Raw genomic sequence first — 26,800 nt, forward strand, 5'->3', positions numbered from 1 at the left:
CGGACCGCCATTGGGGGCGTTCCGATCTCCCGGGGGAAGACCATGAGCAAGAATTTCTCGAAAAAGGACCGGCGCGCGGCATCGCCGGTGCGCACCCCTGATGTTTCCCCCGCAGTGCAGCCGGTCCTGCCATTGTCCAAGGCGTTGCAACCCCGCCCGATGCCCGCCCGCCTGTGGCGCTGGCTGGAGCGCGCCGTGCAAGGCGAAGGCCGGCAACTTCCCCGCCGCCGTCCCGGTATCGACACGCTGGAGCCGCGTCTGCTGCTGAGTGGCGACCCGGTCACCGCGACATTGACCGTCGCCGCTGGCGTGACCAACGCCACCTTGCGTGTCGCCGAGGTGGCCGTCGACAAGCCCGGCAGCTCCACCGGCGAACAGATCAAGGATCTGCAGCTGCAATTGGTGCAGGGTCTCGACCCCGCTGGCGACAACGTGTTGAGCGCGCTGCATGTGCGCGTCGTCGGTGGGACCAGCCGTGTCGTTGATGTCGATGCGAATTACAACGCCACCACCGTCTATGACGCCGTCAACATCAACGAATCCGGCAGCGGCAAATCGATCCTGCTGGACCAGTCGATCCTCAGCCTCGCCAATGGCGTGGAATTCACCATCAACATGGGGTCCGGTGGCGGCGACACGCTGATGGGTCCGGAAGTGTCGACCGGCCTCGTCTGGTCGGTCAACAGCCTGTCGGGCAGCAATGCGGGCGGCCAGATCTCGCTCCTGCTGCCCACCGGCAGCACCGACAATCCCGACAGCAATGATACTGCGATAGACCACAAGGTCACGCGCGACGTCTCTTACGGAACCACCGGCAAGCTTGACCATTTCCTGACCTTCACCGGGGTCGATGCAATCGATGCGCAGGCGACCCGCGACGTGATCGTCGATAATACCTCGGCCGCCGGTAGCGAATGGAAGGTGACCTGGAACGCCGGCGACGTCACTTTGGACCGGTTCGACACCGCGACGACCGTGGGCAGTGGCGGCTCGACTGCGTTGGGGCGCAGCACCGGCCTGTCGATCAGCGGAGTCGAAGGGTTCCGTTCGGTCAATGGCGGGGTGATGAACCTGTCCTACGAGGCGCGCACGGCCGGGCAGGCCGGCGCCATGATCAACGCCGAAGCGGGCGAAATGCGCCTGTACGAGGCCAGCGACATCGCCCACAACGATCCGTTGACGGTCGATCTGCGCGGCATCACCGGATATACGGCCACCGGCGGCGACGACACCGTGCGCATGGCGCGTGGTGTTGACGTCAACCTGCTGGGCGGCACCGATCTGGCCCATGGCAACGACGATCTGCTGATCTGGGATGTCAACGCGATGGCGACCACGGGCAACGCCGAGGCGCAGATCACGCTCAGCTACAGCCGGCCCGCCACAGAGGGCAAAACCGATGCCGAACTGGCGCTGATGTCGGATGCAGAGCGTGAGGCGTGGGTTGATCAGAACACCGACTCCTCGATCTGGGGCGCGGATTCCATCGTCGGCGGCGACAATATCGACCGGATCGTGCTGAGCTATGCGCGCACGTCGAACATTACGGTGCATGGCACCGAAAGCGACCTGTCGCTCTGGATCAGCAGCGGCGCCTTGCTGAAGACCGAAAGCGTCGAAGAAATCCAGGCGACCACGAACAGCGACACCAACGTACTGGATTACCGCACGTTCGGCGATGGCAGTGTGGACGTGTCCATTGACATGGGGCTGGGGACTGCAACCGGGCTTAGCCTTGTTTCGGGCTTCGGCGTGCTCATTACCGGCGAAGGTGACGACAATATCGTCGCGAACGGCCAGACCCGCTCGATCACCGCCAATGGCGGCGACGACACCATCACCGTTGACGTGCCGGATGCGGCCGTGGTGATGACCGTGTCAGGCGGAAGCGGCCACAACACCCTTATCGGCGACACCAATGCATCTGTCGCGGCCACCGGGCCGAACGAACTCGACAAGCCGATCGCGACGACCTTTACCGTCAGCGCCCTTTCGGCCAGCGGCGCGGACGGGACCGCCGCGTTCACCTATTCCGACAACTATGTCTACAACTCCGCCACCGGCAATTTCGACATCAAGGATGTCCTTCCCGCGCCAACCGCCACCGGCGGCACCATCAGCTTTGCCGGGTTCCAGGCGTTTGAGGGGCAGGGCAGTGGTGACGACGCCGACGGGCTATTCTTCGACATCGGGTCGTCGACCAACGAACTGAAATGGGACATCGCGGATGTCTACCAGGGTGCGGTGGTCTATGGGTCCGCCGTCCTGAGCTACACCGGCATCGCGCGGGCCGGCACGGCGGCGGCATCGCCGCGGGTCACGCTGAACTATGGCGGTGACGTGGCGCAGCACATCGCCGAATACGCGACCAGCATCGTCACAGACCTGACGCTTGGCGTTGTGGCGGGCATGAAATCTTTCACCGGTGCGGTTTATTCGATCATCGGCACCCAATGGGCCGACGTCATCCGCGGCGATACCACGACAAAGCTGATCTCTGGCGGCGACGGCGCCGACGAGTTGGGCATCAGGGCATTGTCGGGCGTGACCGTCACCGGCGGCGCTGGTGCGGACCGGGTTATCTATCAGGACGTGACCGGCAACGCCGTGTTGCTGAACGGGTCCCTGACCGAAGGGGCCGCTACGGCGACACTGAGCGGAATTGAAGGCGCGGTCATCATGGCCCAGCCGATGCAGTCCGGCTCCGTCACCATTGATGCATCCGGCTTTACGCTGGGCGGCGTCACGCTGCGCGGCGGTGGCGGGTCGGATACGCTGATCGGCACCGCCGGGGATGACGACCTGTTCTTCGCCTCGCTGGGCAGCGATACGATCAAGGCGGACGGTACGGCGACGCCGTCAAGCACCGGCGACGTCTACGTCGCGCAAGGTATCGCCGGCAACCGGACCCTGACTGATGGCGCCACGGGCGTCGTCACTGTCAATGGCGGGGCAGACGGCACCGATACGCTGACCGGCATCGTCAACATCACGCTGATCGGTGACGATAGTGCCAACACCTTCGATGCCAGCGCGCTGACCCATGCGGCGGTTACCCTGCGGGGCGCCGGCGGGAACGATACGCTCAAGGGCGGCTCGCAGAACGACACCCTCTCCGGCGGCCTGGGCTCGGATTCCATCTATGGCGGTGGCGGTACAGATACGCTCGTCGAGGATGGATTCTTTCAATATACGCTGACCGATAGCTCGCTGATCCATGATGACGTCAACACGGACGGCAGCATGGCCTTTACCGGTGACCGTATCGTCGTGGATGTTCCCACGACCTATGCCGCGGGCGACACGTTCCGCCTGACCCTGACCGGGCCCGATGCCCTGTCGGTCAGCACCGCAGCTATCAACTTCACCGCTGATGACGCCGAGATTCAAAGCCGGATCAAGGGCCTGCACCAGTTCGAGGAAGGCACCTATGCCATTACCGTCAACCGGGACGGCAGCAATAACATCACCAGTATCCAGATCGATTTCCAGTATTCGCTGTCGGGCCGGTCGCTGGGCTATAACCTGACCGCAAGCAGCGTGTCGGGCACGGCATTTAGCAATCCAGGCCACGTCACCGTTGGCACGCGCGGCACGACCACGCCCGATTTCCTGAACAGCATCGAAGTGGCGCGGCTGTCGTTCAACACGTCGCTGGCCGGCTGGGCCGATACATCGGGCTTCAGCGGGTCGGCTCATATCACCGGCTCGGACGTGGGCGATATCGTGACCATCGGCAGCGGCGACCAGGTGGACCTGGGCGCCGGCGACGACCAGGTGTTCATTCTCGGGTCGATCGGCTCGGCTTCGGTTGCGGCAACCGTGACCGGCGGCGACGGCTATGACCGCCTGACCGTCAATGGATCGAACAGCATCGTGTTGACCGATTCTCTCGTCACCGTTGGTGGCGTTAGTGTTCACCAGTCGGGGTTCGAAAACTTCCGCCTGATCGGCACTTCGGGAACCGACAACATCGACGCGTCGGGCTTTGCCTCGGCCGCGTTGACCGCGGCGACGAAGCTGGCGACTCTGGCCGGTGGCGCCGGCCTGCCGATCAACGAAGGCGCCGACCTCAAGATCACCTTCCCCGATAATTCGGTGGCGTTCCTGAACGTCGCGGTCACCGCGACGACGATGCAGGACGTGCTGGACGCGTTCAACGTCATCACGGGCCTCAGCGCCACGATCAATGCGGCCGGCGAACTGGTGATCTCGACCACGGTCACAGGCTCCGGCGCGCTGCGTTTCGAGGGCGTGACCCAGGCGGTGACCGGAACCGGCGTCAGCGGCACCGGATCCCAGCAACTTCAGACCGACACCGCCATGCTGCAGGCGCTGGGGCTGGATGGAATGACCTTCAGCGGATCGTCCGTGACCGCGCATATCTCGTCCGGGCTGGGCGTGATCATCGACGCGCAGGGCGGCGGCGGCACCCTGAAGGGCTCTGCCGGCGATGACCTGATCATTGGCGCGGATGGGGCCACCGTCTATGGCGGCGGCGGCTATGACCACCTGATCGTCGGAACGGCCGGCTATGCCGGGACGATGAGTATTGCTTCGGGCACTGGCGCCAACGCCAACCGGGACATCGTGACGGCCGGCGGTGGGACCGCGGCCACCGCGTTCGACGTCGAGTTGATCGAACTGCGCGGCGATAGCAGCGCAAACTCGGTCACCACCACCAACTACACTGGCGATTTCCTTTACCGCACCGGCGGCGGCACCGATTCGATCACCACAGGGTCGGGTGATGACCAGATCGTCATCGACGGAGCGGCGCTGACCGGCACGGACAAGGTGACGGTGTCCGGCACCGCCGGGGCCAATGACAACATCTACATCGCGCTTGATGGCACCCTCAGCGCCGCCACCACCAGCCATTTGCAGAACGATCTGGGTGCCAACCTTGTGATCGGCGCGGTGCCGGCAAAGATGGAATCGACTGCCGTGTCGCGCGTCGACACCAGCCAACTGGTATCCATCAACATCGTGGCCGGGGCATTGATCAACCTCTCGGCCGAGAAGGTTACCATCTCGTCTGACGACATCCATATCAGCGGTAACCTGATCATGTCGGGCAGCGCCAACAGCCGCCTGATCTTCAAGACCAACAATTTCACGCTGGACCCCGGCGCAAAGATAGAGACTGCGGGCGACATCATCATCGCCTCGGAAATCACCGACCGCCGCTGGACTTCGGGCTTTTACCAGATCCAGTCGCTGAACGGAAACATCACGCTGGGTGACGAGACGACGACCGGCAGCATCGCGGAACTGAAAGCCCGCAATGTCACCATCGACGTGCGGGTCGGCGTCCTGCCGGTGACCGACGTCACCGAGGATTCGGGCAGCCGCGACACCAATTTCGGCGAATTCCTGGGCACAACGGTTCTGGCCATCCTTGAATCGCTGGCCATCGTTTCGGCCACCTCGCGTGCCGCCTCGCATGTTTCGATCACCGCCAACGAGAACAGTCTGATCACCGCGTCGGGCGATGTGGACATCACCATCTCGACGATCGTCGTGAACAAGGCTTCGCCCATCCCGCTGTTGCTTGGCGTGGCCGTGGGCATCGTCGATCTGAACCAGAGCATCACCCTGAAAGGTGAACTGCAGATCGACGGCAACCTGAACGTCGGCTCTTACGTCGACGAATTGAACTCGGTCATCATTGCCAACGAGGGTCTTGGTGGCGTCGCACTGTCCTTCGGCATCAACATCAACCTGATCGAGAACCACGTCCTCGTCAGCCCGCTGACCTCGTCGCATATCGGCGGCGACATGCGGGCGGCGGCGCATACGATCAAGCGGGTCTATACCGAAGTGGGCGCCAGCGGTCCGGCGGATTCGCTCTTGTCGATCGGCTTTGGCCTGGAACTGAATATCGACAATACCGATGCGCGCGTTGCGGGCACCGGCTGGGCCGTCGATGGAAACCTGACCATCGAGGCGTCCAGCCAGAAGGCGGCGCTGGACAAGCTGCGCATCATCGCGGTGCCGGTGTCGACCAACGGGATGGCCGTCGCGGCCTCGACCGGCGTGGACGCGGGCAACTTTGTCGAGGCGACCGCCTCGATCTCGCAGGTGCTGCCGATCGCGCCGTTGCTGACGACATTCCTCTACAACAACATCAGCTTCATCAAGGATGCGCTGGACAAAGCGCCCGAAACGCCGCCGTTCCAGGTGTCGGGCGGTATCGGCCTGGTGATCGACCATGACCATACCGGCGCCTACCTGGGTTATGCCGATGGCACGACGCCCAGCAGCATTACGGTGGGCAAGGAAACCACGATTGACGGGTCCATTTCGGCCCGCCCGAAAAGCACCGCGGTGGCGCTTTCGGCCAACGAAGGATCGGACGTCAAGAAGAAAGAGGGCGAAAGCAAGAACGCCAAGTTGGGCGGCGCGCTGGCGCTGAACCTGTCGTTCTTCGAGGAATACGCGACCGCCAAGATCGAGGGTGGGGTGACGCTGGTTTCCGGTGACGCGGTGACCGTGCATTCCAATTCCAGCAACAAGATCGACCCGCTCGGCCTTTGGGGCGTGAACCTTGTCACGCCATTCATCAGCGCCTTCAGCGATCCGACCTACACGATCACCCGCGCGGTGACGGATGCCGGTGGCAACGCCATTGGCAATGGCACCGCAGACATCGCCACGAACGATATCGTTGTGCTGGACGGGCTCCGCTACAAGGCCAAGTTCGACGGCGTCAAGGTGGACCTGCTGACCGAAAACTTCGGCGATGTATCACGCTGGTCGGTGGATCACGGCACCAGCGCGCCGAAATTGACCATAACTTCGGTCGTGAAGGATTCCGACGGGGCCGTCGTGGCGGATCCGACAAGCGTGGACATTTCGGCCGGCGATACCGTTTCCAGCGGCGACGTGCGCTACACTGCCAAGGTTGTTGCGAACAATTACAACCTGCTGACCGGTAATTTCCTTGACGATTCGATGTGGACGCCGGTCACGCTGTCGGGAACGATCCTGCATTACATCGGTAACCTGACCAACTACATCGATGACAATTTCGGCCTGAACTCGACCCTGACGGACGTCTGGACGCAAAGTTTTGCGCGCGGCGAAAAGGTGGGCGTGGCGATCTCGCTCAGCGTCATGGACCTGACCTATCAGTCAACCGCGACGGTTGCCGATGGTGCCAACATTACCGTGGGCACAAGTGCCTCGGGCGATGACCTGACCGTCGCCGCCGAAAGCAAGAGCGACATGCTGATCCTCGATGGCAACGTCGCGCCCTTCGGTTTTGCCAGCAAGGGCGAAAGCCCGGACCCCAAGCAGGGTTACGCCAATGCCATGAAGACATGGCTGAGCTCTAGCCTAAAGAACCTCAAGCCCAAGAAGGCTATTCAGGACCCCCGCGGCGCAGGCGAGACGTCGATGACCGCGATTGGCGCCTCCGTCTCGGTCCTTCTGGCCGATACCGAGGCAAACGCGACCGTCGGCAACGTCAGGGTCCGTGCCCACGACATGGCCGTAACGACCGATGCCAACACGCTGGCCATCAGCCTTTCGGTTGCGGGTGGCAAGGGCGGCGACGTGTCGATCAACGGGTCGTGGAACCACACCACGCTGACCAACAAGGCCATCAGCACCTTCGACGCGCGCAGCGACGTGACCTTGCTGGGCAAGCTTGACGTCACAGCCCAGGAAACGGCCCACATCATCGCCGCCAGCGGCGCCGTGTCCGTTTCGGACAAGACGGCCGTGGGCGTTTCTGGCGTCACTGTGCTGAGCACCCGGAACGCCGAGGCATTGATTTCGGCCGATGTCTATGATGCCAGCCATGTCTTCAACGTCGCCGGCGCGGTCAACGTCACCGCCAATTCCAACGGCGTGATCGTGATGGGGTCGATCGCGGCGACCAAGGCCGGCAAATCGACACCGGTCGACAGCGGAACGCCCGGTTCGGGCACCAGCAGTTCGGGTGCGGCGGGCGGTGCCCCGATCGGCGATGCCAACTCTGCCGTTCCCGTGCCCGGTGGCGGCGCGGGCGCCGATGCCGTCTCGGGTTCTTCCAGCTCGTCCAAGGGCGGTGTGGGCATTTCCGGCTCTGCAAGTGCCCTGAAGGAAAACCTGACGATCACGGCCAAGATCCGTAACCTGTCGGATCTGACCGCCGGCAGCGTCACTACTACGGCCAGCGATACCGGTACCCGCGTTCTGATCTCCGGAGCCGCCGCGGTGGCCGAAGGGTCCGAAGGCGTCGGCATTGCCGGCTCTTTCGTGGTGATCGACAGCACCAAGGATATCATCGCCGCCGTCGAGGCGACTTTGGGCGCGATGGCGCTGCGCACCGCCGGGGCCCTGACGATCAAGTCTGACGACGATTCGGGGTATTACTCCTTCTCGGCGGGCCTTGCTGCAGCCAAGGGCCAGAAGGGTATTGCGGTTTCGGGTTCGGTCATCGTGGTCGTGAACGACACCACGGTTAAGGCCGTCCTGAGCGGCATGGATGCCTCCAACCGTATCACGCTTTACAACGGTCCGTCGTTGGAAGTGGGCGCGCGCAATGATGCCAACTGGCTGCAGATCGCGGGCGCCGTTGCCTATGGCGGCAGGGCCGGTGTGGGCGTCGCGGTGGCCGTGGCGGCGATCAAGTCGGTCGTCGAGGCAGACGTTTCGCACATCATCCAGAACGAGAATGTCGGCACGGTCGCCATCACGGCAACCAGCACGATGTCGATCAATACCGTCGCGGCGGGTCTGGCGATTTCGACGGGCAGTTCCGGCGGGGCCGGGGCCGGCATGGTCGCGATCAACGTCTTGCAGACCAGCACGGCAACCGTCCTCGACGATGCGGCGGTAACCTCTACGGGCACCGTCACCATCGCCGCGCTGGATAATGGCTACATGGGCGTTGGCGCCGGCGGTCTGGCGCTAAGCGCGGGCAAGGTCGCCATCGGCATCGCCGTAGCGGTCAACGCCGTCTCGGAAGCAGAGAATGACGATCACGTCACCCGTGGCGTCGAGGTGGTGCTGACCGGCAGCACCATCGGCACCACAACCGGCGACATGAGCCTTCTGGCCACCAGTGATCTTGACATGGTTTCCGTCGCCGTTTCGGCCGCAGGCGCCAAGACGGCTGCCGTTGCAGGCAGTGCTGCCGTCAACAAGGACAGCGTGGGCACCCGCATCAGCGTGGATGACGCCTCGGCCCTGACATCGGGCGGCAAGTTCAGCGCGCTGGCGATCCAGACATCCACCTATGTCGCGCTGGGCGGTGGCCTTGCCATCAGCACCAACAGTTCCAGCGCGGCGGTTGGCGCCGGCATCGCGATCAACCTCGTGACCGCGCCGACGACCGTCAACATCTCCAGCAACCTGACCGTGACGGGCGATGCCTCGATCATCGCGTCGGCACAGCAATCGCTGGTGACCATCGCGGTGGGCGGGGCCGGTTCGGGCGGCTTTGCCATCGGTGGTTCCGTCGCCGTGACGGTGCTCGACGGCGACGTCAGCGCCACCGCGAACCCGACTGCGGCGCGGATCTGGAACGTTGCGGCGCTGACAATGGCGGCGCAGGAATCCAGCACGATCACCAACATCGCGGGCGCGGCGGGCATCAGCATCGGCAATGGCGGCTTTGGCGTCGCGGTCAGCGTGATCTCGAACACCCGCAGCGTGACGGCACTGCTTGGCGGGAACCTTGCCGTGACGGCCAGCGGCCATGTGCAGGTCAGCGCCGGCTCGCACATTCCCGATGGCGGGGTCAACGACACGCTGCGCAACCAGACCTTCGCCGGCCTGCCCGACGATGCCTTCAACAGCGATACCGGCCTGAACAAGACCTCGGACCTGAATTCGCAGATGGTCAACATCGCCTTCGCGGTGGGTGGATCGAAACTGGTCGGCATCGGGTTTGACCTTGCCTTGACCACGGTCAACCGGACGATTTCGGCAACTGTCGACTCCGGCGTCACGGTGACGCTGAACAACGACACCACCACGGCGCTTGCCGGTGGCCTGACCGGCCAGACGGCAGGACTTGAAGTGGCAGCCGATGACGCCAGCGGCATCGTGGTTGTCAGCATCGGCGCCGCGGCCGCGATCGGCGCGGGTTCGGCCGTGGCCGTCGCCATCGGCGGCAGCGTGGCTGTGTCCAAGATCCACAGCAGCGTGGTCGCCGAGGTCAAGAACGGCGCGACCATCAACCTCAACAACGAGGCCGACCTTGCTGTTCTGGCCCGCAACAGAACCCACATCACTGCGGTCGCCATCGGCGCCGCTGCGGCGGTGGGCGGTACCACGGGTGCGGGCGCGGTCGGCTTCTCGGTCGCGGTCAACTCGATCACCTCGGAAACCGGCGCGCGGATGGGCGGAACGGTCCATGGCGATGCGGTCAACAGCGGCAAGACCAACGCGATCTTCGTCGATGTCAGCAATACCAGCGGCATCATCTCGGTCGCCATCGCGGCGGCCGTCGCGGCAACGACGGGCCAGGTTGGCTTTGCCGGCGGCGGGGCGGGCAGTGGCAACTACCTTAACGGCGCGACCTATGCAGTGGTCAGTGGCGCGACCATCGACGGCGCAAGTTCGCTCGACGTGCATGCCGAAAGCACCGGCTCGATCCACTCGGTCGTTCTGGGCTTTGCGGTCGCCGTCGCGGCAGGCCAGTCTGGTGCGGCCTTCTCGCTGGGCATCGCGGTGTCGATCAACAAGACCGACGGGCTGGATACAGTTCCGGCCGGACTGCCATCCGATGGCGGATACCTTGTCGCCGCGCGAGTCGTGAACAGCGATATCACCGTGGGCGGCGCTCTGAACGTTCGGGCCAAGTCGACCCAGACGATCAGGGCCGACGTGGTTGCGGCATCGGTCGCCGTCGCCGCGACGGGCGGATTCGGCCTTTCGGTGGCTGGCGCCGGCGCAGGGGCCGGCAACTTCGGCAACGCCCGCGTGCTGGCCGACATGGTCGGCAGTTCGACCTCCAACCGGGCCAAGGCCGGCAGCATCGACGTCTCGGCGCTGAACCTTGTCGACATCTATGCCGGCGTCGGTAGCGCCGCGGTTGCGGTTTCGGCGGCCGGGGGCACCGGCATTGCCGTCTCGGTCGCCGTGGCGGTTGCCAATAACAAGATGGACGCTTCGACCACGGCGCGAATCACCGGGTTTACCGGCGTTGGCAAGCTGGACGCGACCGGCGGCGCAATCACTGTATCGGCCAGGACCGACGATGGCTCCAGCCACCTCAAGATCCAGGCGATCTCGGTCGCCGCCTCGGTGGCCGTGGCGGCGGCGACGGGCATGGGCTTTGCCATTGCCGGCGCGGGCGCGTTGGCCTTCAACCAGATCACCGGCGGTACCACGGCCGAGTTGAACAATGTCGAACAGGGCAAGGCCGACAGCGTCAGCGTGACCGCCCTGACCAACAACGAGATCACCGCGGCAGTCGTCGCGGCTTCGGTCGCGGTGGGTGTCGGCGGGGCCGGGGCCGGCGCCGCGTCCATCGGCGCTGCCGTAGTCACCAACGAGATCGGGAGCGGCAAGAACAACCGCTTCACCACCTTCGCGGGCATGAAGGACGCCTCGATGACCGTGACCGGTGCCGTCGATGTGACGGCAACCAACACCTCGACCATCAGCGCGGTTTCGGTCGCGGCGGCGGGTGCGGTTTCGGTTTCGGGCCAAGTCGCGGGTTCGCTCGCGGGCGCGGGATCCTTCGTGTTCAACGAGATTTACTCGTCGACCAACGCCATCGTCGAACGCACCGCAGCCAAGGATCACAGCCTGACCCTGCTGGACGTGGGCAGCCTGAACATCGACGCGACAAATACCAGCACCATCACCACGACCTCGGTCGGTGCTGCGCTGGCTGCGGCCGTGGGCCTTTACGGCGGCGTCGCGATCTCGATCGGTATTTCGATTGCCAAGAACGAAATCGCCTCGGATGCCATCGCGCAACTGAAGGATTCGTCGCTGTCGGCAACGCCGATGGTCAACGCCCATGGCAGCACCGCGGGCTTCATCAAGGTCAATGCCACCAACACGACCACCGTCAGCGCCGAGGCCGTTGCGGCCTCCGTCGCGGTGGGCGCGGGCATCTTCGGTGGCTTGGCCCTGTCGGGCGCGGGTGCCAATGCGATCAATACCGTCACAAACGTCACCGACGCACATGTGACGAATGCCTATTTGCAGACCCAAGGTAACGTGCCCTCTGCCGCTGCGGACGCGGGCGACGTGGACGTGACCGCGACCAGCACCACCACCTCGACCTCGAAGGTCACGGCAGCGGCCGTGGCGGTTTCGGCGGGCCTTGTGGCCGGCGCGGGCTCGATCGGGATTAGCCTGACCAGCAGCACCATCGGCGGCAGCGACACGTCCAGCCGCAACCACCTGACGCGCGCGCTGATCGAGGGCAGCCGGGTGATGACGGCGGGTGACGTTTATCTGAATGCGACCGCCGAAGAGACCCACCATGTGCAGGTTGCGGCGGCTTCGGTTGCATTGGCCATTGGCATCGGCGCCGCGGTTGCGGGTGCAGGTATCGGCGTGGATGTGACCAACCATTCCACCGTCGAGGCGCGGGTTGTTAACTCGACCGTTGCGGCGGATGGCTCGCTTTCGGTTCTGACCAGCTCGACCACCACCGTGAACGACGCCGTGCCATCGGGCAACGGCTCGACCATGGTGGGCGTCGCGGCGGCGGTCTCGGGCGCGGCCGTTGCGATCAACGTCAGCATCCTTGATGTGTCGGTGGGCAACGTCTCGCTGGCCGAGATCTCGGCCACGGGCGCGGGCAATACGGTGGACGCCATCGGTGGGGTCACGGTCGATGCGGGCCAAGTCACCCATCTGGACGATCTCAACGGTGTCGGCGTTGCCTTTGCCGCGGCAACGGGTTTTGCCGTCAGCGGTGGCGGTCTGGCGATCTCGCTGGATGTGGCCAACCTTGTCAGCGCGCTGATCGACATGGGCGCGCGGACGAATACCGTGGTCAGCAGCGGTGCAGTTCTTGTCAACGCGCATGAAGATGTGCGGATGAGCTCGGACGTCGCCAATATCTCGGTGGCCGCCGCACCGATCGGCCTTGCCGTGGGCGCGGCAGTGATGACCAGCAAGCACCGCTCGACCGTGCTGGCCAAGGTTGCAAATGCCAGTGTCTCGGGCGGCACTGTCCGGGTGAATTCCTCCTCGACGGTTGATATTTCGAAGGTCGGCTCGACGGGCGTATCCGTCGGCATGGTCGCCGTCGTGGTCAACGTGTCGCGTGCCGAAGCGACCGGCAGCGTGCAGACCGTGATCGACAATGCCAACATCGTCGGCTCAACGCTCGCCGATATCCGCTCGGTCTACGACATCACTCTGCGCGCCTCGACGCTGGGCGTCTCTGCGGGCCTTGGTGCCATCGGTTCGATGAATGCCTTCACCGTCGCGGGCAGCGGAGGCGGCCAGGACTCCGGCATCTTCCTGAAGAATGGCGCGAATATCGTCGCGGGTCTGGTCAACATCGTCGCCGACCTGAACACCGACCTTTATTCCGATACCGAGGCTGGCGGCGGCGGCGGTCTGGCCGTGATGGGCGCGGTCAGCAGCGTCACCGACAAGGCCAGCGCGCTGGTCGCGGTGATGGACGGCACTGTCCTGACCGGCACGGCGGTGAACGTTTCGGCCCGCACCCTGCGCAGCACAGACGGCCATGCCGGGACGGCCTCCTTCGCGCTGGCCGCTGGTTCTGGCGCCGCGCTCTATCTTGATTCAACGGGTGATGCCCTGGTCAAGTTCACCGGCAATACCGGTGCGCTGACCGGCGCGACGACCGGGCGTACGGTGGTCACCGGTATCAACATCCAGATCGACACGCTGAACCAGAACTCCAAGGAATACGTTGTTGGCTACAACGGTGCTGCGGCGGTGCTCAGCCATAACGTCAGCAGCGGCTCGGCCAATGGCGTGGGCGTCGGCGTTGTGGGCTCGTACACCCATATCGGCACTGACAGCGATAAAGCGGAATCGAAGGTTGACCTTGGCGGCGCGCAGATCATCGGGGTGGGCAGCTATTCCAACCCAAGCAGTGTGATCTTGCGCGCCCTGTCAGATGTAAAGGCCGCCGACAGTGCCAAGATCGACGCGGTCAGCGGCATCGCGGGCCTCGCAGTCTCGCTTTCGCATGTCGACATCAACGCCGATACGAACGTGACGATGGACGGCGCGTTGATCCAGAACATGAATGGCGAGGTGACGATCGCGACCCGCGCAACGATGTTCAACTCGGCCGATACCGTCGTGTTCCAGGCTGGCCTGCTCAGCGCCAATATGGGCATTGATGCGAAGGCGGTTACCAATAGCGACACCACCATCGATGTGGCCAATTCGCATATCGAAGGCTCGCGCATCGAGATCAGCGCCGGCAAGTCCGACGGTCGTGTCAACAAGACCAGTTCCTTTACCGCGGCCAACGGTAGCCTCGTCTCGCTTGGCATTTCGCTGGGCGTCGCGGTGATGACCAACCACACCAATCTCAACAACGCCGTCAACATCACCGGTTCGTCCGAACTGCTGAGTGCCGGCAACCTGATGCTGAGTGCCGAGGACAATGGCACGCTGTTCCAGCAGGACAGCGATGGCCTTGTTCTGGTGCTGGCAATTCCGCCCTATGGGTACCCTGTCGGCAAGAACATCGAGAACACCGGGACCTCGACGGTCAGCATCGATGCCTCGGCGACGCTGCGCGCGGGCGTCAACTACAATACCGTCTACAAGGTGATCTACGCCACTGACGCGGCGCAGACACAGTACAGCATGCCTGACGGCGCCGCCGAACGGCAGTTGACAGACGCCGAGAAGGGGGCCCTCGGCCTTGACGCCTCGCAGGACTACACGATCAGCTATTACGACTCGAGCGCGCTGGCGATCGACATGTTCCGCGATGACATCGTCCTGCTCGACGCCGCCAACGCGGCGACTACGAAGGGTACGGTCGGCCATTTCTACCGCTTCATCGGCGGTGTCGATGGCGGCCCGACGGCGATTGCGCTGCAGAACACCGATTACACCAACACCGCTCTGTGGCGCGATCTTGGCACCTCGATCCCCGATACGGACCAGCCCAAGGTCTATTCCTCGGATCAAAGCAGCTTCATCCGCGATGCGATGGTCGATCAGGTCCTCGTGATCAAGCCGACCGCGTTCCTGATGCCGGTCATCAGCATCGGCCAGCTTAACCTTCTGCTGGCCGCGCAATACCAGCAGATCCAGAAATGGATGGCCGATCACAACAGCAACGCCGAGGCGCTTGTGCGCTACCAGGCGCAATTGGACCAGATCGTTGCGCAGATGCAGCAGTTGGGAATTGCGCCGCCCACCGCGGGCACCGACGGCGTGCAAACGGTCGATCAATCGATCGAGTCGCTGTTCATGGAACTGCCCGATATCAGCGCGGCGCCCGGTTCGATCTATGTCAACGCCAAGGATACGGCCGCATCCTCGATCGCACCGCTGACCAGCAACACCCGTGTGGGCAAAGCCGGTCCGACGCTGCTGGCGCACAAGGATGTCCACGTCACCATCACCTCCGACCTTTACGTCATGACCCGGCTGGGCGACGTGGTGATCGATTCTTCGAAAGTGGCGCGGATCAGCGACGCGACGGGCGACTATACCGAGTTCTACCCGGGCAACATCTACGTCAACGACGCGCGCGCCTCGGGCACGAACAGCAGTGATGGTTCGGCACAGATCGACATCCTGATCAACGTCGGCAATCGCAGCGACTACGGCTATATCAATACCATCAAGGATTACATCGACGCGCAGAACGCTCTCTATCCCAACGACGTGCCGCGCACCGTGCCGAACCTGCCGCCGGACCTTTACGTCCTCGGCTCGCTGGTCAACCAGCTGGGTGATATCGCCCTGACCAATGCCAGCGGTGGCATCCGCGTCAGCGGACAGCTTCTGGGCAAGACGGTGCATATCTATTCGGGGGGCGACTTCACCGTCTCGACGGACTGGTATCATGCCGGCGGCGACCCGCGCCTTTACAACGGCATTTCCGCTTTCGTCTCCGGCATCGAGTCGCGCGGTTCGGGTCTCAGCCAGAAGGGCGACGTCAACAACGTCGCGCTGGGAAGCTCATCGACGAATCCGACGCTGGACGCGGCCCTGCAGGCCTACCTTGTCAACCGTGCCGACACGACCAAGTCGGCGGTGGTGGCCAATGGCCTGATCTCGATCGTGGCGACGAACGTCAACGTCAACGGCCTGATCCAGTCCGGCATGACGCAGGCCTCGGTCACCGTCGCGGCTGATTTCGTACCGCCCAGCCAGACGACATCCATCATCGCTTCGGCCACCTCTGGCATTGCCGGGATTACTTTCGGCACGGTCAATGGCGTGCAGGTGCCCCTGCGCGGCCGCTGGGATGAAACCGCGCAGGCGATCATCCTCAACGACATGGCCTTTGCCGGCGGCCGGATCGACATTACCGGCAATGTCTTCAGCACCGGCGCGGGCCAGCTTGTGGTGGCCTCCGGCTATGCCGATGTCGCGATCCGCAACAACTCGTCCTACAGGCTGATCCTGAACGGCATCGACACCAGCATCGATCGGCAAGGCGTGATCCAGATCACCGACACGCTGAACAAGCCCGACTCGATCACTGTCAACAGCCCCGCCAATTTTGTGTCCGGCGATGTCTTGCAGTCGGACTCCGTCTCAAGAACCTACAGCGTTGCCGCGAAGCGGACCGTTTATACGCAGAACGCCGGCGGAATCGACGTGTCCACGCAGATGGGCATCGTCCAGCGCGATGCGACGACCAATGCCTATCAGGGGGTCAAGTTCGTCGAAGTCGACGGCGGGCATGTGAACGGCCTGACCACCAACTATTCGCCCGCGGCCGGCACCTATTACATCTGGACCGAAGGCCGTGCGCTGGTCACCGAAACGATCGAGACACGCTACGTCAAGACGTTCGACTTCATCATCAACTGGCCCGCCGGGTCGGGCAATCTCTTCAGCAAGTCGACCGAGTATCTCTCGGATGCCAACCTTTTGGAAAGCCAGGGGATTTCCAACATCAGCGAAATCATGGCGCTGGGCGGCTGGAACACCTACACGGCCCCCGATGGCACCCAGATCATCGGCCGGTTCAAGAACATCTCGAACGTCCAGGTCGATCTGAAGCCGGGTAATGTCGTGCGCGACATGTCGGTGGTCACACCGAACCCCTTGTTCCCCTGGATCGTTCTGACGACGCCGGGCGAATACTGGCAATATACCGGCGGCACCAGCGGCCAGGACCTCAACATCGAATTGAGCACGATCTTCGAGACGGTCACCGTCAACGAATACAACGATTCCAGCGACCCCACGAAGGTGACCGGCACCCATACCGAGCGGCAGCCGAAGGCCGACTATCTTGACAAGTTCGTCAAGACGACTGGCTCGTTTACCGAGACCAACGCCGATGCGGGCCAGTATTATTCCGACTACAAGAACTACTCGGTCACGACGCGGAAGTGGACGACCGGTGGCGGCTACCTGAAGAAGAAGACCGTCTGGAACGAGACCACGACGGTCGAGGGCCTGAAGAAATACTGGGATATCGGCATCCGCGCCGACCTGCCGATTTCCATTCAGTTCCTGCAAGGCTCGGCCACGCCATCGGTCCGTGTCGAAAGCGTCGGCGCGCTGGAGATTGCCGGCGATATCAAGACCGCACCCAATGCGCAGATCTTCCTCAATCCGCAGTTCACCGTGCCGGGCGGCACGCTTGGCCCGTCGGGTGGGTCGATCACCGCGACGCGGTCGGTCTCTGTTTCGGGCGTCTTGCAGACAATCGACACCTCGGGCGCGGTCGATCTGACCTCGGTCAAGTTCGTGCCGCCTGCGCCGACGACTTTGGCGGCGACGTCGTTCTTCTCGGCCTTCTCTGCCCCCTCGCTTGTCGAGGGAACCACCGTGATGCCGGTCGGCACCGAGGTCATCAACATCAATTCGCACGGTTATGATATCCGTATTCTGCGTGGGTCCGACACCAACACCGCCGGCTATATGGCGGTTGGCACGATCGATGCCGGCGTCGGCAACGTCTACATCTTCGCACCCGACGGCATCTATGCGGCGGGCCCGGATTCCATCATCCGCGGCAACCGGATCGAGCTTCAGGCCAGCCATGGGCCAATCGGCACCGCGCTTGCCCCGATCCGGATCGATACTGACAGCACCACGCCGACTGGCGGTTTCTCGGGCGCATCCAAGGGCGGCCTTTACGTGACCGAAGTGACGGGCGACCTGAACCTTGTCGCGCCTGACCAGATCAAGACCGGTTTCCTGCGGCCCGACGATACCGGACCGATCTCGGTCGGTTCGCTCGACCTGATCGACGGCAACACCGTTTATCGCGGCATCGTGGTTCTGACGGCCGAGACCGGTTCGATCTTCGACATGAACATCGAAGATGACGCCACCCTGACCGATCAGCGCCTTGCGGCTTATAAGGACAAGCTGGGCCTAACCGGTGGCAACCGCCTGATCATTGGCGCGCAAATCGATAGCGAGACGCGGACCGCCTACCAGAACTACCTCAATTACTGGGATCTGATTCGCTTCCCGCTGAACGTCACCTCGACCGACCCAGCGCTTGCGGTGGCCGTCGACAAGGGCCCGGTCTCGTCCGACCTTGAAAGCCTCTCTAGCTTCCAGACGCTGGTCACCAACACGGCGAACCAACTGATGGACCGGCCGGACAACACCCTGACGCTGGCCCAGGCCCAGGCCCAGGCGCATGACCAGCTCTTTAACCTCTACAACCCGATCCATCAGGCCAACTACAACAAGGCCTATGTCGATGACGTGATCTACAAGCAGTATTACGCCGTCATTCAGCCTCAGAACGAGGTCAACGCCGACCTGACCCAACTGGCCACCTTCAAGGCCGAGGTTGCCCGGCAACTCGCCGCCGACTTCCTGCCGAAGGTCAACGCCGCCTTCAGTGCGCTCAACGACAGGTTGGCGGCGCTGGACGTCAGCGCCAGCAGCGACGTGGCCGACTACATCAACATCATCCATCCCGACCAGACCGGCGACAGCCGCGTCGCCCTGACCGACTTGGCCAGCTTCAACACCTATATCGACGACCAGCTGACCGCCCCCGGCAACACCAAGACGCGGGCCGAACTGGTTGACGACGGCATCGCCCGCTTCGGCGCGCTGCACCAGGATCTGTGGGTCTACGACCAGACCACGCTGGAGCAATACGTGACGGTGATCCGCGCCGAAACGCAGACCTCGGCGCTGGATGGCTCGTCCAACCCCATCGAGGTGGCCGCGCTGATGAAGGCCAAGGCGGGCTTTGACACGCATCTTGCCGCGGGCGACTACGATGGGCTGGTGTCCGGCTTCGATGGCGCAACCCGTCAGACCGAAATCACCGATGCGCTGGTCTATCGCTACGGCGACCTGCACGCGGCCAACTATGATCGCATCGAGCAGCCGAGCTACGTCGAGAGCCAGTTCCTGACCGGCGCTCAGCGGGAATCCGAGATTGATGCCCGTCTGGCCCAGACCGCCGATATCGAGGCGGCACTTTCGGCCTCGGTCGCCAAGACGCTTTATCCGTTGCTCTTGGTCAACTCGATCGCCGGCGGCGCTACCGCCGCGGCCGAGAACGCCAACATCGTGTCCACCGACGTTACGTTGATTGCCAATGGCAACGGCTCCACCGACGATGGCCGCATTGGCACGCTGACCGAACCGGTAAACCTCGACTTCACGGCCGATCTGTCGACCGACGTGCCCGGCCTGACCTCGGACGAGAGCCAGCAGCGGCTGGACCAGCAAGCGATCCGGCGCGGGCTGCAAACGCAGGATATCGTCGATGTCGTTTATCAGCTTTATGTCTACAACGGCGCCGACACGAGCCTGACCACCCAGCCAGGCCAGGGCCAGATGGCGGCCAGCGGCGACTACACCGCCGTCAAAGTTTCCTTTGCCAATCTGACCGGCGGCGATGCACAGACAGTCAACCAGGGCGACTACTACGCGATCTGGGGCAACTGGCCGGATTCCGGTTCGAGCGAACCGATTTATACCTACAAGCTTTTCAAGCGGACAGGCGCCACCACTCCGGTGCGGCCGCAAGACGTGGACTGGACCGCGACGACGTTGACCGGTTGGGTCGAGGTGGCTAATCCCAAGGCCTACGCGACCAATGCGCAGCCGCTGCAACTGACGCATGGTCAGCTTGTTGCGGACGTCTGGAAAGTGTTGCGCGTCTCGGCCCGTCCGTTCCAGGACGTGAACCTTCGCGCAGTCAACGACACACTCCCGACGACGCTGAACCTCGTCAGCGCCGGCATGGCGGGGATCGGCCATGACGGCACCGAGCTTGATGTCGCCTCGGCCGATGCTGGCGGCTTCCTGCGGCTGGTCACGACCGGAAATATGTACGACGTCTCGACCGGATCCAGCGCGGCCCATGCCAAGGATTACATCAGCCTGATCGCCGACGGCGAGATCGGCACAAGTTCCAAAGCCTTCCGCGTCAACGTCGAGGCGGGCTCGGTCCTGCTGCTGCAAAGCGGCGGACAGTCCAACATCCAGCAGATCGGTGGCGACCTGATCGTCGAGCGCGCGCTGACCGGTGGTAACTTCACCCTCACCACGCCCTCGACCCTGCAGATCGGCAAGATCGAGTCGCTGGGCACCGTCACAATCCATGCCGGTGGTTCTGTGACCGACCGCACTGATGACGGGCTTGATCCGGTGCTAGACATCATCGCGCAGAATCTCGTGCTTGATGTGACGGGCAATTTCGGCACCGCCGCGAACCGTCTGGAAATCGATGTGGCCGAGGCCACGTCGGGGACCGTCACGGGCACCTTCTACGTGCAGGATACCGGCATCTTTGCGCTGGGCACCAATGACCTGACAATCACCGGTGCGGCCGACATCGTGGCCTTCAGCTCGATCCGCGACGACTTCGGTGCGACGCTGAATGCCGGTACGCTGACGCTGTTCAGCACCTCGGGCAACATCGGCAACCGTCCGACCGAAACCAATGATCAGCAACTCGACATCCTGATCACCGGCGTGGATGGGTCGTTGACGGCCAGTGCCGCGAACGAAATCTGGATTACCTCCGCAGGTGCCGTGGCGATGAACAAGGCCACCGCCGGAAATATCATCACGATGGCGATTGCCGGCGCGCTGACCGACTTCAACAACGATACCCTGCCCAATTTCGACACCACGCTGCTGCGGCTGACTGCCGCTGCCATCGGTGCCGCGACCAACTACATCGACACCAAGAGCCAAAAACTCGCCTTCGATGCGAAGAACGATGTCTTCATCCGCACCATCGGCGGCGTGGAAATGTCCGAGAAATATGTCGACGTGAACGGTGACGGGTCGGAATACTGGTCTGGCCGTGCGGGCGGCAATGTGACGATCTACGTGGAAGAGACCAGTGCCGTGGACGACAACTTTGTCCTGTCGGCCGATGCGGGCGCCAAGGGCCTGATGGCCGATGGCAACATCACTCTCAATATCGGCGACAACGCGACATTCGGCGCGGGAACCACCGTCAAGACGGATGGCGACCTGACGGTGCGGATCGACTATGGCAGCACTGATGTCGCGGGTGGTCGGTTGGACATGTTCGGCCGCTGGGTTGCGGTGAACACCAATGTCTTCGGCAACGCTGACCCCGATACGATCAACATCCAGCCGGAAGAGATCCGGGGCAATGTCAATGTCTATGCCGGCGGCAGCAGTGACCTTGTGATCGTCACCAACCTCAATGCGCGCACCGCCGACGAAGGCTTTACCGTTGACGGGCAGGCCGGGGCGGACGAGTTCATCGTCAACCGCGCCGCGACACCGGTCAGTTACAACCTGACCTTCCACGACACCGGCGCTCCCGATGACGGGGCCGACTTCCTGACCATCAACGGCCGCGATTCCGCCTCAAGCGCACCGGCCGACATCGCCGCGGCCTCGGACGTGATCCTTGTCCGCAAGAACTTCATCGCGCTGCTGAACGAGGATACCGGCGGCAGCCTGCTGAACGATTTCGAACGCATCAACTACGACGAGTCGATCAACGGCCGGGTCATCATCAATGGCCTCGGCGGCGAGGACCGGTTCTACAGCGACGACACCTCGGCGATGATGACGCTGGACGGCGGCGCCGATAACGACACGTTCCAGATCGGTCAGATGTTCGGCGCCGACCGGGTGACGCCCAACGTCGCACCGGGCGACGAGATTGCCACCAACGAAACCACGCAGGGCTTCCTCTCTGTCGGCAACTCGCTGCCGATGGTGGTCTATGGCGGCACGGGCGAGGACAACTTCACCGTCTATTCGAACAAGGCGCTGACCAAGCTCTTTGGCGAGGACGGCGACGATACCTTCACCGTCCGCGCCTTCATCCTGAAGGCCGATCCCAACACGGTTGCCGGTGGTGGCGATACCGAACTTTTCGGCGGCGCCGGGGCCGACCTGATCCTCTACAACATGAACGCGCCGCTGAAGATCGATGGCGGTGCGGGCATCGACAAGGTCGTCGTGCTGGGCACCGAGGGCAATGACAGCTTCCTGATCACCGACCAGGGCATCTACGGCGCCGGTCTGAACATCAGCTTCGAAGGTGTCGAGCTGGCCGAGGTCGATGGTCTGGAAGGCAACGACACCTTCTACGTCACCTCGACATCCAACAAGATCGCGACCACCATCATCGGTGGCTTGGGCGAGGATACCGTCAATGTCGGCGGCGACGTGACCACACCCATCGTTTCGCTCGAGGTCGAGGGGACATCGGCCATCGTCAACCATTCCGCCCTGTCCAACGATCCGGCCTTCAACGGCATCTTCGTTGACGGCGTGAAACTGAACGTCGCAGCGGCCAATCGTGGCCTCGTCCAGATCGACGACAGCATGCTGGGTGTCCTGACAGAGGGCGGCGCGGGCGGCTACTACATGGTCCGCATGGTCGCGCCGATCACGCAGGCAGCCTACCTGACCGTCTCGGCGGCACGTTCGTCCACGCAAGATGAAGAAGCGACGATGAACGGCCCGGTCAAGGCGCAAAGTGCGCTGGTCTCGTCCGACAACAGCAATTTCGCCTCGGCGCAGGTCCTGACCTTCAACGCCAGCAACTGGGACCAGTGGCAGAAGGTTTATGTGCAGGCGCCCGACGATAACGCACTTGAGGGCACACGGACCGTGGTCATCAGCAGCAGCCTGATCAGCGCCGATCCAGCGGTGCAGGGCGTGCAGATCCAGAACGAAGAGGTCACGGTCTTTGACAACGATCAGGCCGACGTGCTGGTCGAAGGCAATATCAACAAGGTCAACGTGATCGAGGGCGGCGCTGCTGCCACGCTGCAGGTGCGCCTGTCGCGGCAGCCCGACGTCGGCGAGACAGTGACCGTCGCGCCGCAGACCAATGGCAGCGCCGATTATACCGTCAACGGCCCGCTGACCTTCACCCACGACAACTGGGACACGCCGCAGGATCTTAACATCTCGGCCATCGCCGATGGCATCCTCGAGAATACCGAGTTGCAGGCGATGTACCTTGATGTCTCCAGCAGCAACGTCGGCAGCGATTTCAATCGTGCTGAATCGGCGGAAGTCGACGTGCGCATCACTGACATCGACAAGGGCGCGGTGATCATCACCCAAAGCGGTGGCAGCACGCTGGTGACGGCCAACGAATCCGACAACTACACCATGGTGCTGAACAAGGCGCCGACCTCGGACGTCACCGTCTCGGTTCTGACCGATGGCCAGACCATTGCCAGCAGCACTGACACGCGCTGGGACGCCACGCAGAAGGCCATCGTCTTTACCCCGGACAACTGGATGACCCCGGCCGAGATCACGCTGTCGCTGGGCACCGTCGTGACGGAACCGCAGCCCACCGTGAAGCCCGGCATCCAGCCGCAAGTAATCAACACGATCCAGGGCCCGCTTTACGTCTATGGCGGCGTTGGCCCGGGCGCTGACCGTGCCGTGGTCCGTGGCGTCACCCTGCCGACCGAGGCGGATGTGGACCTGCCCAATGTCAGCACACCCACTGACGAGACGCTCAACACCGACCGGCTGTTCATCTACAACGGCGGAAGCGTCGCCAACCAAAGCGGCGTGCTGACCGAGAACCGGCTGACCGGCTTCGACATGGGCGCCAACGATCTTGTGTTGAAAGGCGGGACCGTCGACAACCCGACGACCAACACCTACCAGGCCGGGATCACCTATTCCGACATGGAAATCGTCGAGGTGATGCTGGGCAGCGGCAATGACACGCTGGACATCAACAGCACCGCGCAGGGCGCGATCACCGTCGTCCACGGCGGCGGCGGCGACGACATCCTGCGCGTCGTCTCGGCGGTGCCGGGGCAAGAGGCGCAGGCGGGCGGCCAGGACCGCACGCTGGTCCTCTACGGCGACACCTCGCAGGACGGGATGCGCTACTCAATGCGCGGCGGCGTGGCCAATGGCCAGTCGCGGGCCTTCACCAACCCCGGCAACGACACGATCGATGCCAGCGATGCCTCGGGCGGCGTGATCGCCTATGGCGGGGTCGGCAACGACTCGATCACCGGCAGCGCCTATAACGACCAGCTTCTGGGCGGATCGGGCGACGACACGATCGAGGGGCTGGCCGGCAACGATCACCTTTACGGCGACAACGGCCTACGGGTCGACCTGTCGGTCCGTAACAGCCTGCAGCCGCAGCTGATCTCGATCATCACGTCGCAGGATACCACCGCGGCCGATTTCGATACCGGCACCGGCGACGCGCTGGCGGCGGCCGGCAACGACACGATCACCGCCACCGGCGGCGACAACATCGTCATCGGCGACTTCGGCGTGATCGACCAGATCGCCGGCACCAACCGCGCGTTCGAGACCGGCGCCATCACCTTCGTCCGTTCGGTTCGTGACAGCGAGGGCGGGGCGGATTCGATCAGCACCGGCGCCGGACGCGACTGGATCCTGGGCGGGGCCGAGGGTGATACCATCAACGCGGGCAACGGGGCCAACATCGTCTTCGGCGACATGGGCAAGCTGACCGTTCTGAACGGTCAGTATCCGCTGGTCGCGCAGTCGGCCCTGACCGTGACCGGCGCCGAGGGCGCCGACTCGATCACCAGCGGGTCCGGCAACGACTGGATCATCGCCAGCCTTGGCGCCGATCACGTTGACGCGGGCGACGGGCCGAACGTGGTGCTGGGCGACAACGGCATGATCACCGCCGACGACCAGCAGCGCCTGTCGCAGATCGTCAGCTCTGAAACCGGCCACGGCGCGGGCGACAGCATCACCGCCGGCAATGGCGTCTCCTACATCTTCGGCGGCTTCGGCTCCGATACCATCGGCACCGGCAACGGCGATGCGGTGGTGCTGGGCGATGCCGGGCAGCTCGACTTCGTGGCGGGTGTCCGGTCGCAACTGACCAGCGTGGTCGACGATCCTGCGTTCGACGGGGTCGATACCTTCATCGGTGGCGACGGCAACGACTGGGTGATCGGCGGCGGTGCGGGCGACTACATCAGCACCGGCAGTGGCGAAAGCGCCATCTTCGGCGACAACGGCATCATCACTACCGACAGCCAGCAGCGCCTGCTGCAGATGCTCAGCCTCGACACCAACGAGGGTGGCGACGACACCATCCTCAAGGGGGCAGGGGCCGGCTATATCTTCGGCGGCTTCGGGTCTGATACCGTCACCTCCAACAGCGGCAATGACGTGATCCTTGGCGATGTTGGCCAGCTCGACTTCGTGGCGGGGGTTCGTTCGGTGATGCAGGGCTGGATCGAAGACCCCGATTATGGCGGGGGCGACACGATCGGGTCCGGCGCGGGCGATGACTGGGTCATCGGCGGCAGCGGCAACGATGTCATCACCAACGACAGCGGGCTGTCGATCGCGCTGGGCGACGCCGGGCGGATCGAAGGCGATGCCAATGGCGTCTTCACCCGGATCGAGAACACCCAGACCAGTACCGGCGGCGATGACACCATCACCGGCGGCAGCGACCGCGACATCATCATGGGCGGTGCCGGCAGCGACTTCATCGACGGCGGCGCGGGCAACGACTTCCTGCAGGGCGACAACGGCATCATGACCCGCGTCGTCGATGGCAGCGGTGGCGAGTTGCTGACCTTCGAAAGCAATGCCCAGGCGCTGTTCGACGGGGCGGCCGACACCATCATCGGTGGCGACGGGCGCGACATCATGATCGGCGGCGTGGGTGGCGACAAGTTTGGCGTCTCTTTCCGGGACGACATGGCGGTGGGCGAGTTTGCCCGCTTCCGGGTCCAGGTCTCGACCGATGGCAGCGAACTGATTACCTCGTTCCTGACGTTGGCGCCAAACGACGTCGACCACATCGCGCAGATCTTCATCGGCCTGAACCACGAAGAGCGGTTCCTGCCGCTCGACTTCAGTGGCGATTTGATGTCCGGGCTGACGATCGGTGCCGGAGACCGTGGTGATGTGATCTTGTTGCCGCCCGGCTTTGCCGCCGCAGCGGCGCTGCAGGGCGCCAACCTCAACAGTCCCGTACCGGGCCTGTTCGGGTTCACCCTGCAATCGATCCCGCTACTGGGCACCGAAAGCCCGCTGAGCAGCCTGTCACAGGAGGAGCTGGAGCAGATCCTGAACCAGCAGGGGCAGGCAGCGGCCGATCCGGGGCAAACGGGCACGATGCCAGTGGACCCGACGCAGGCAGGCACACACCTTGCCGATGGCGGGACCGCCGTTGGTGCCCCGATCACCAAGGGGTGGGCGATGAAGGGCTGGCGTATCGCGGGCTGAGAAG

The 26,800-nt window shown here is 63.6% G+C and carries 1 protein-coding gene; it reads left to right on the forward strand.

Annotation, left to right across the window (positions count from 1 at the left end; genetic code table 11):
• Positions 1 to 42: 42 nt before the first annotated feature.
• Positions 43 to 26,796, forward strand: coding sequence for an LEPR-XLL domain-containing protein (locus GC146_RS10640; protein ID WP_291837962.1), 26,754 nt, complete (start codon positions 43 to 45; stop codon positions 26,794 to 26,796).
• Positions 26,797 to 26,800: the final 4 nt, after the last annotated feature.

This window comes from Limimaricola sp. (assembly GCF_016125575.1).
GTDB lineage: Bacteria > Pseudomonadota > Alphaproteobacteria > Rhodobacterales > Rhodobacteraceae > WGLM01.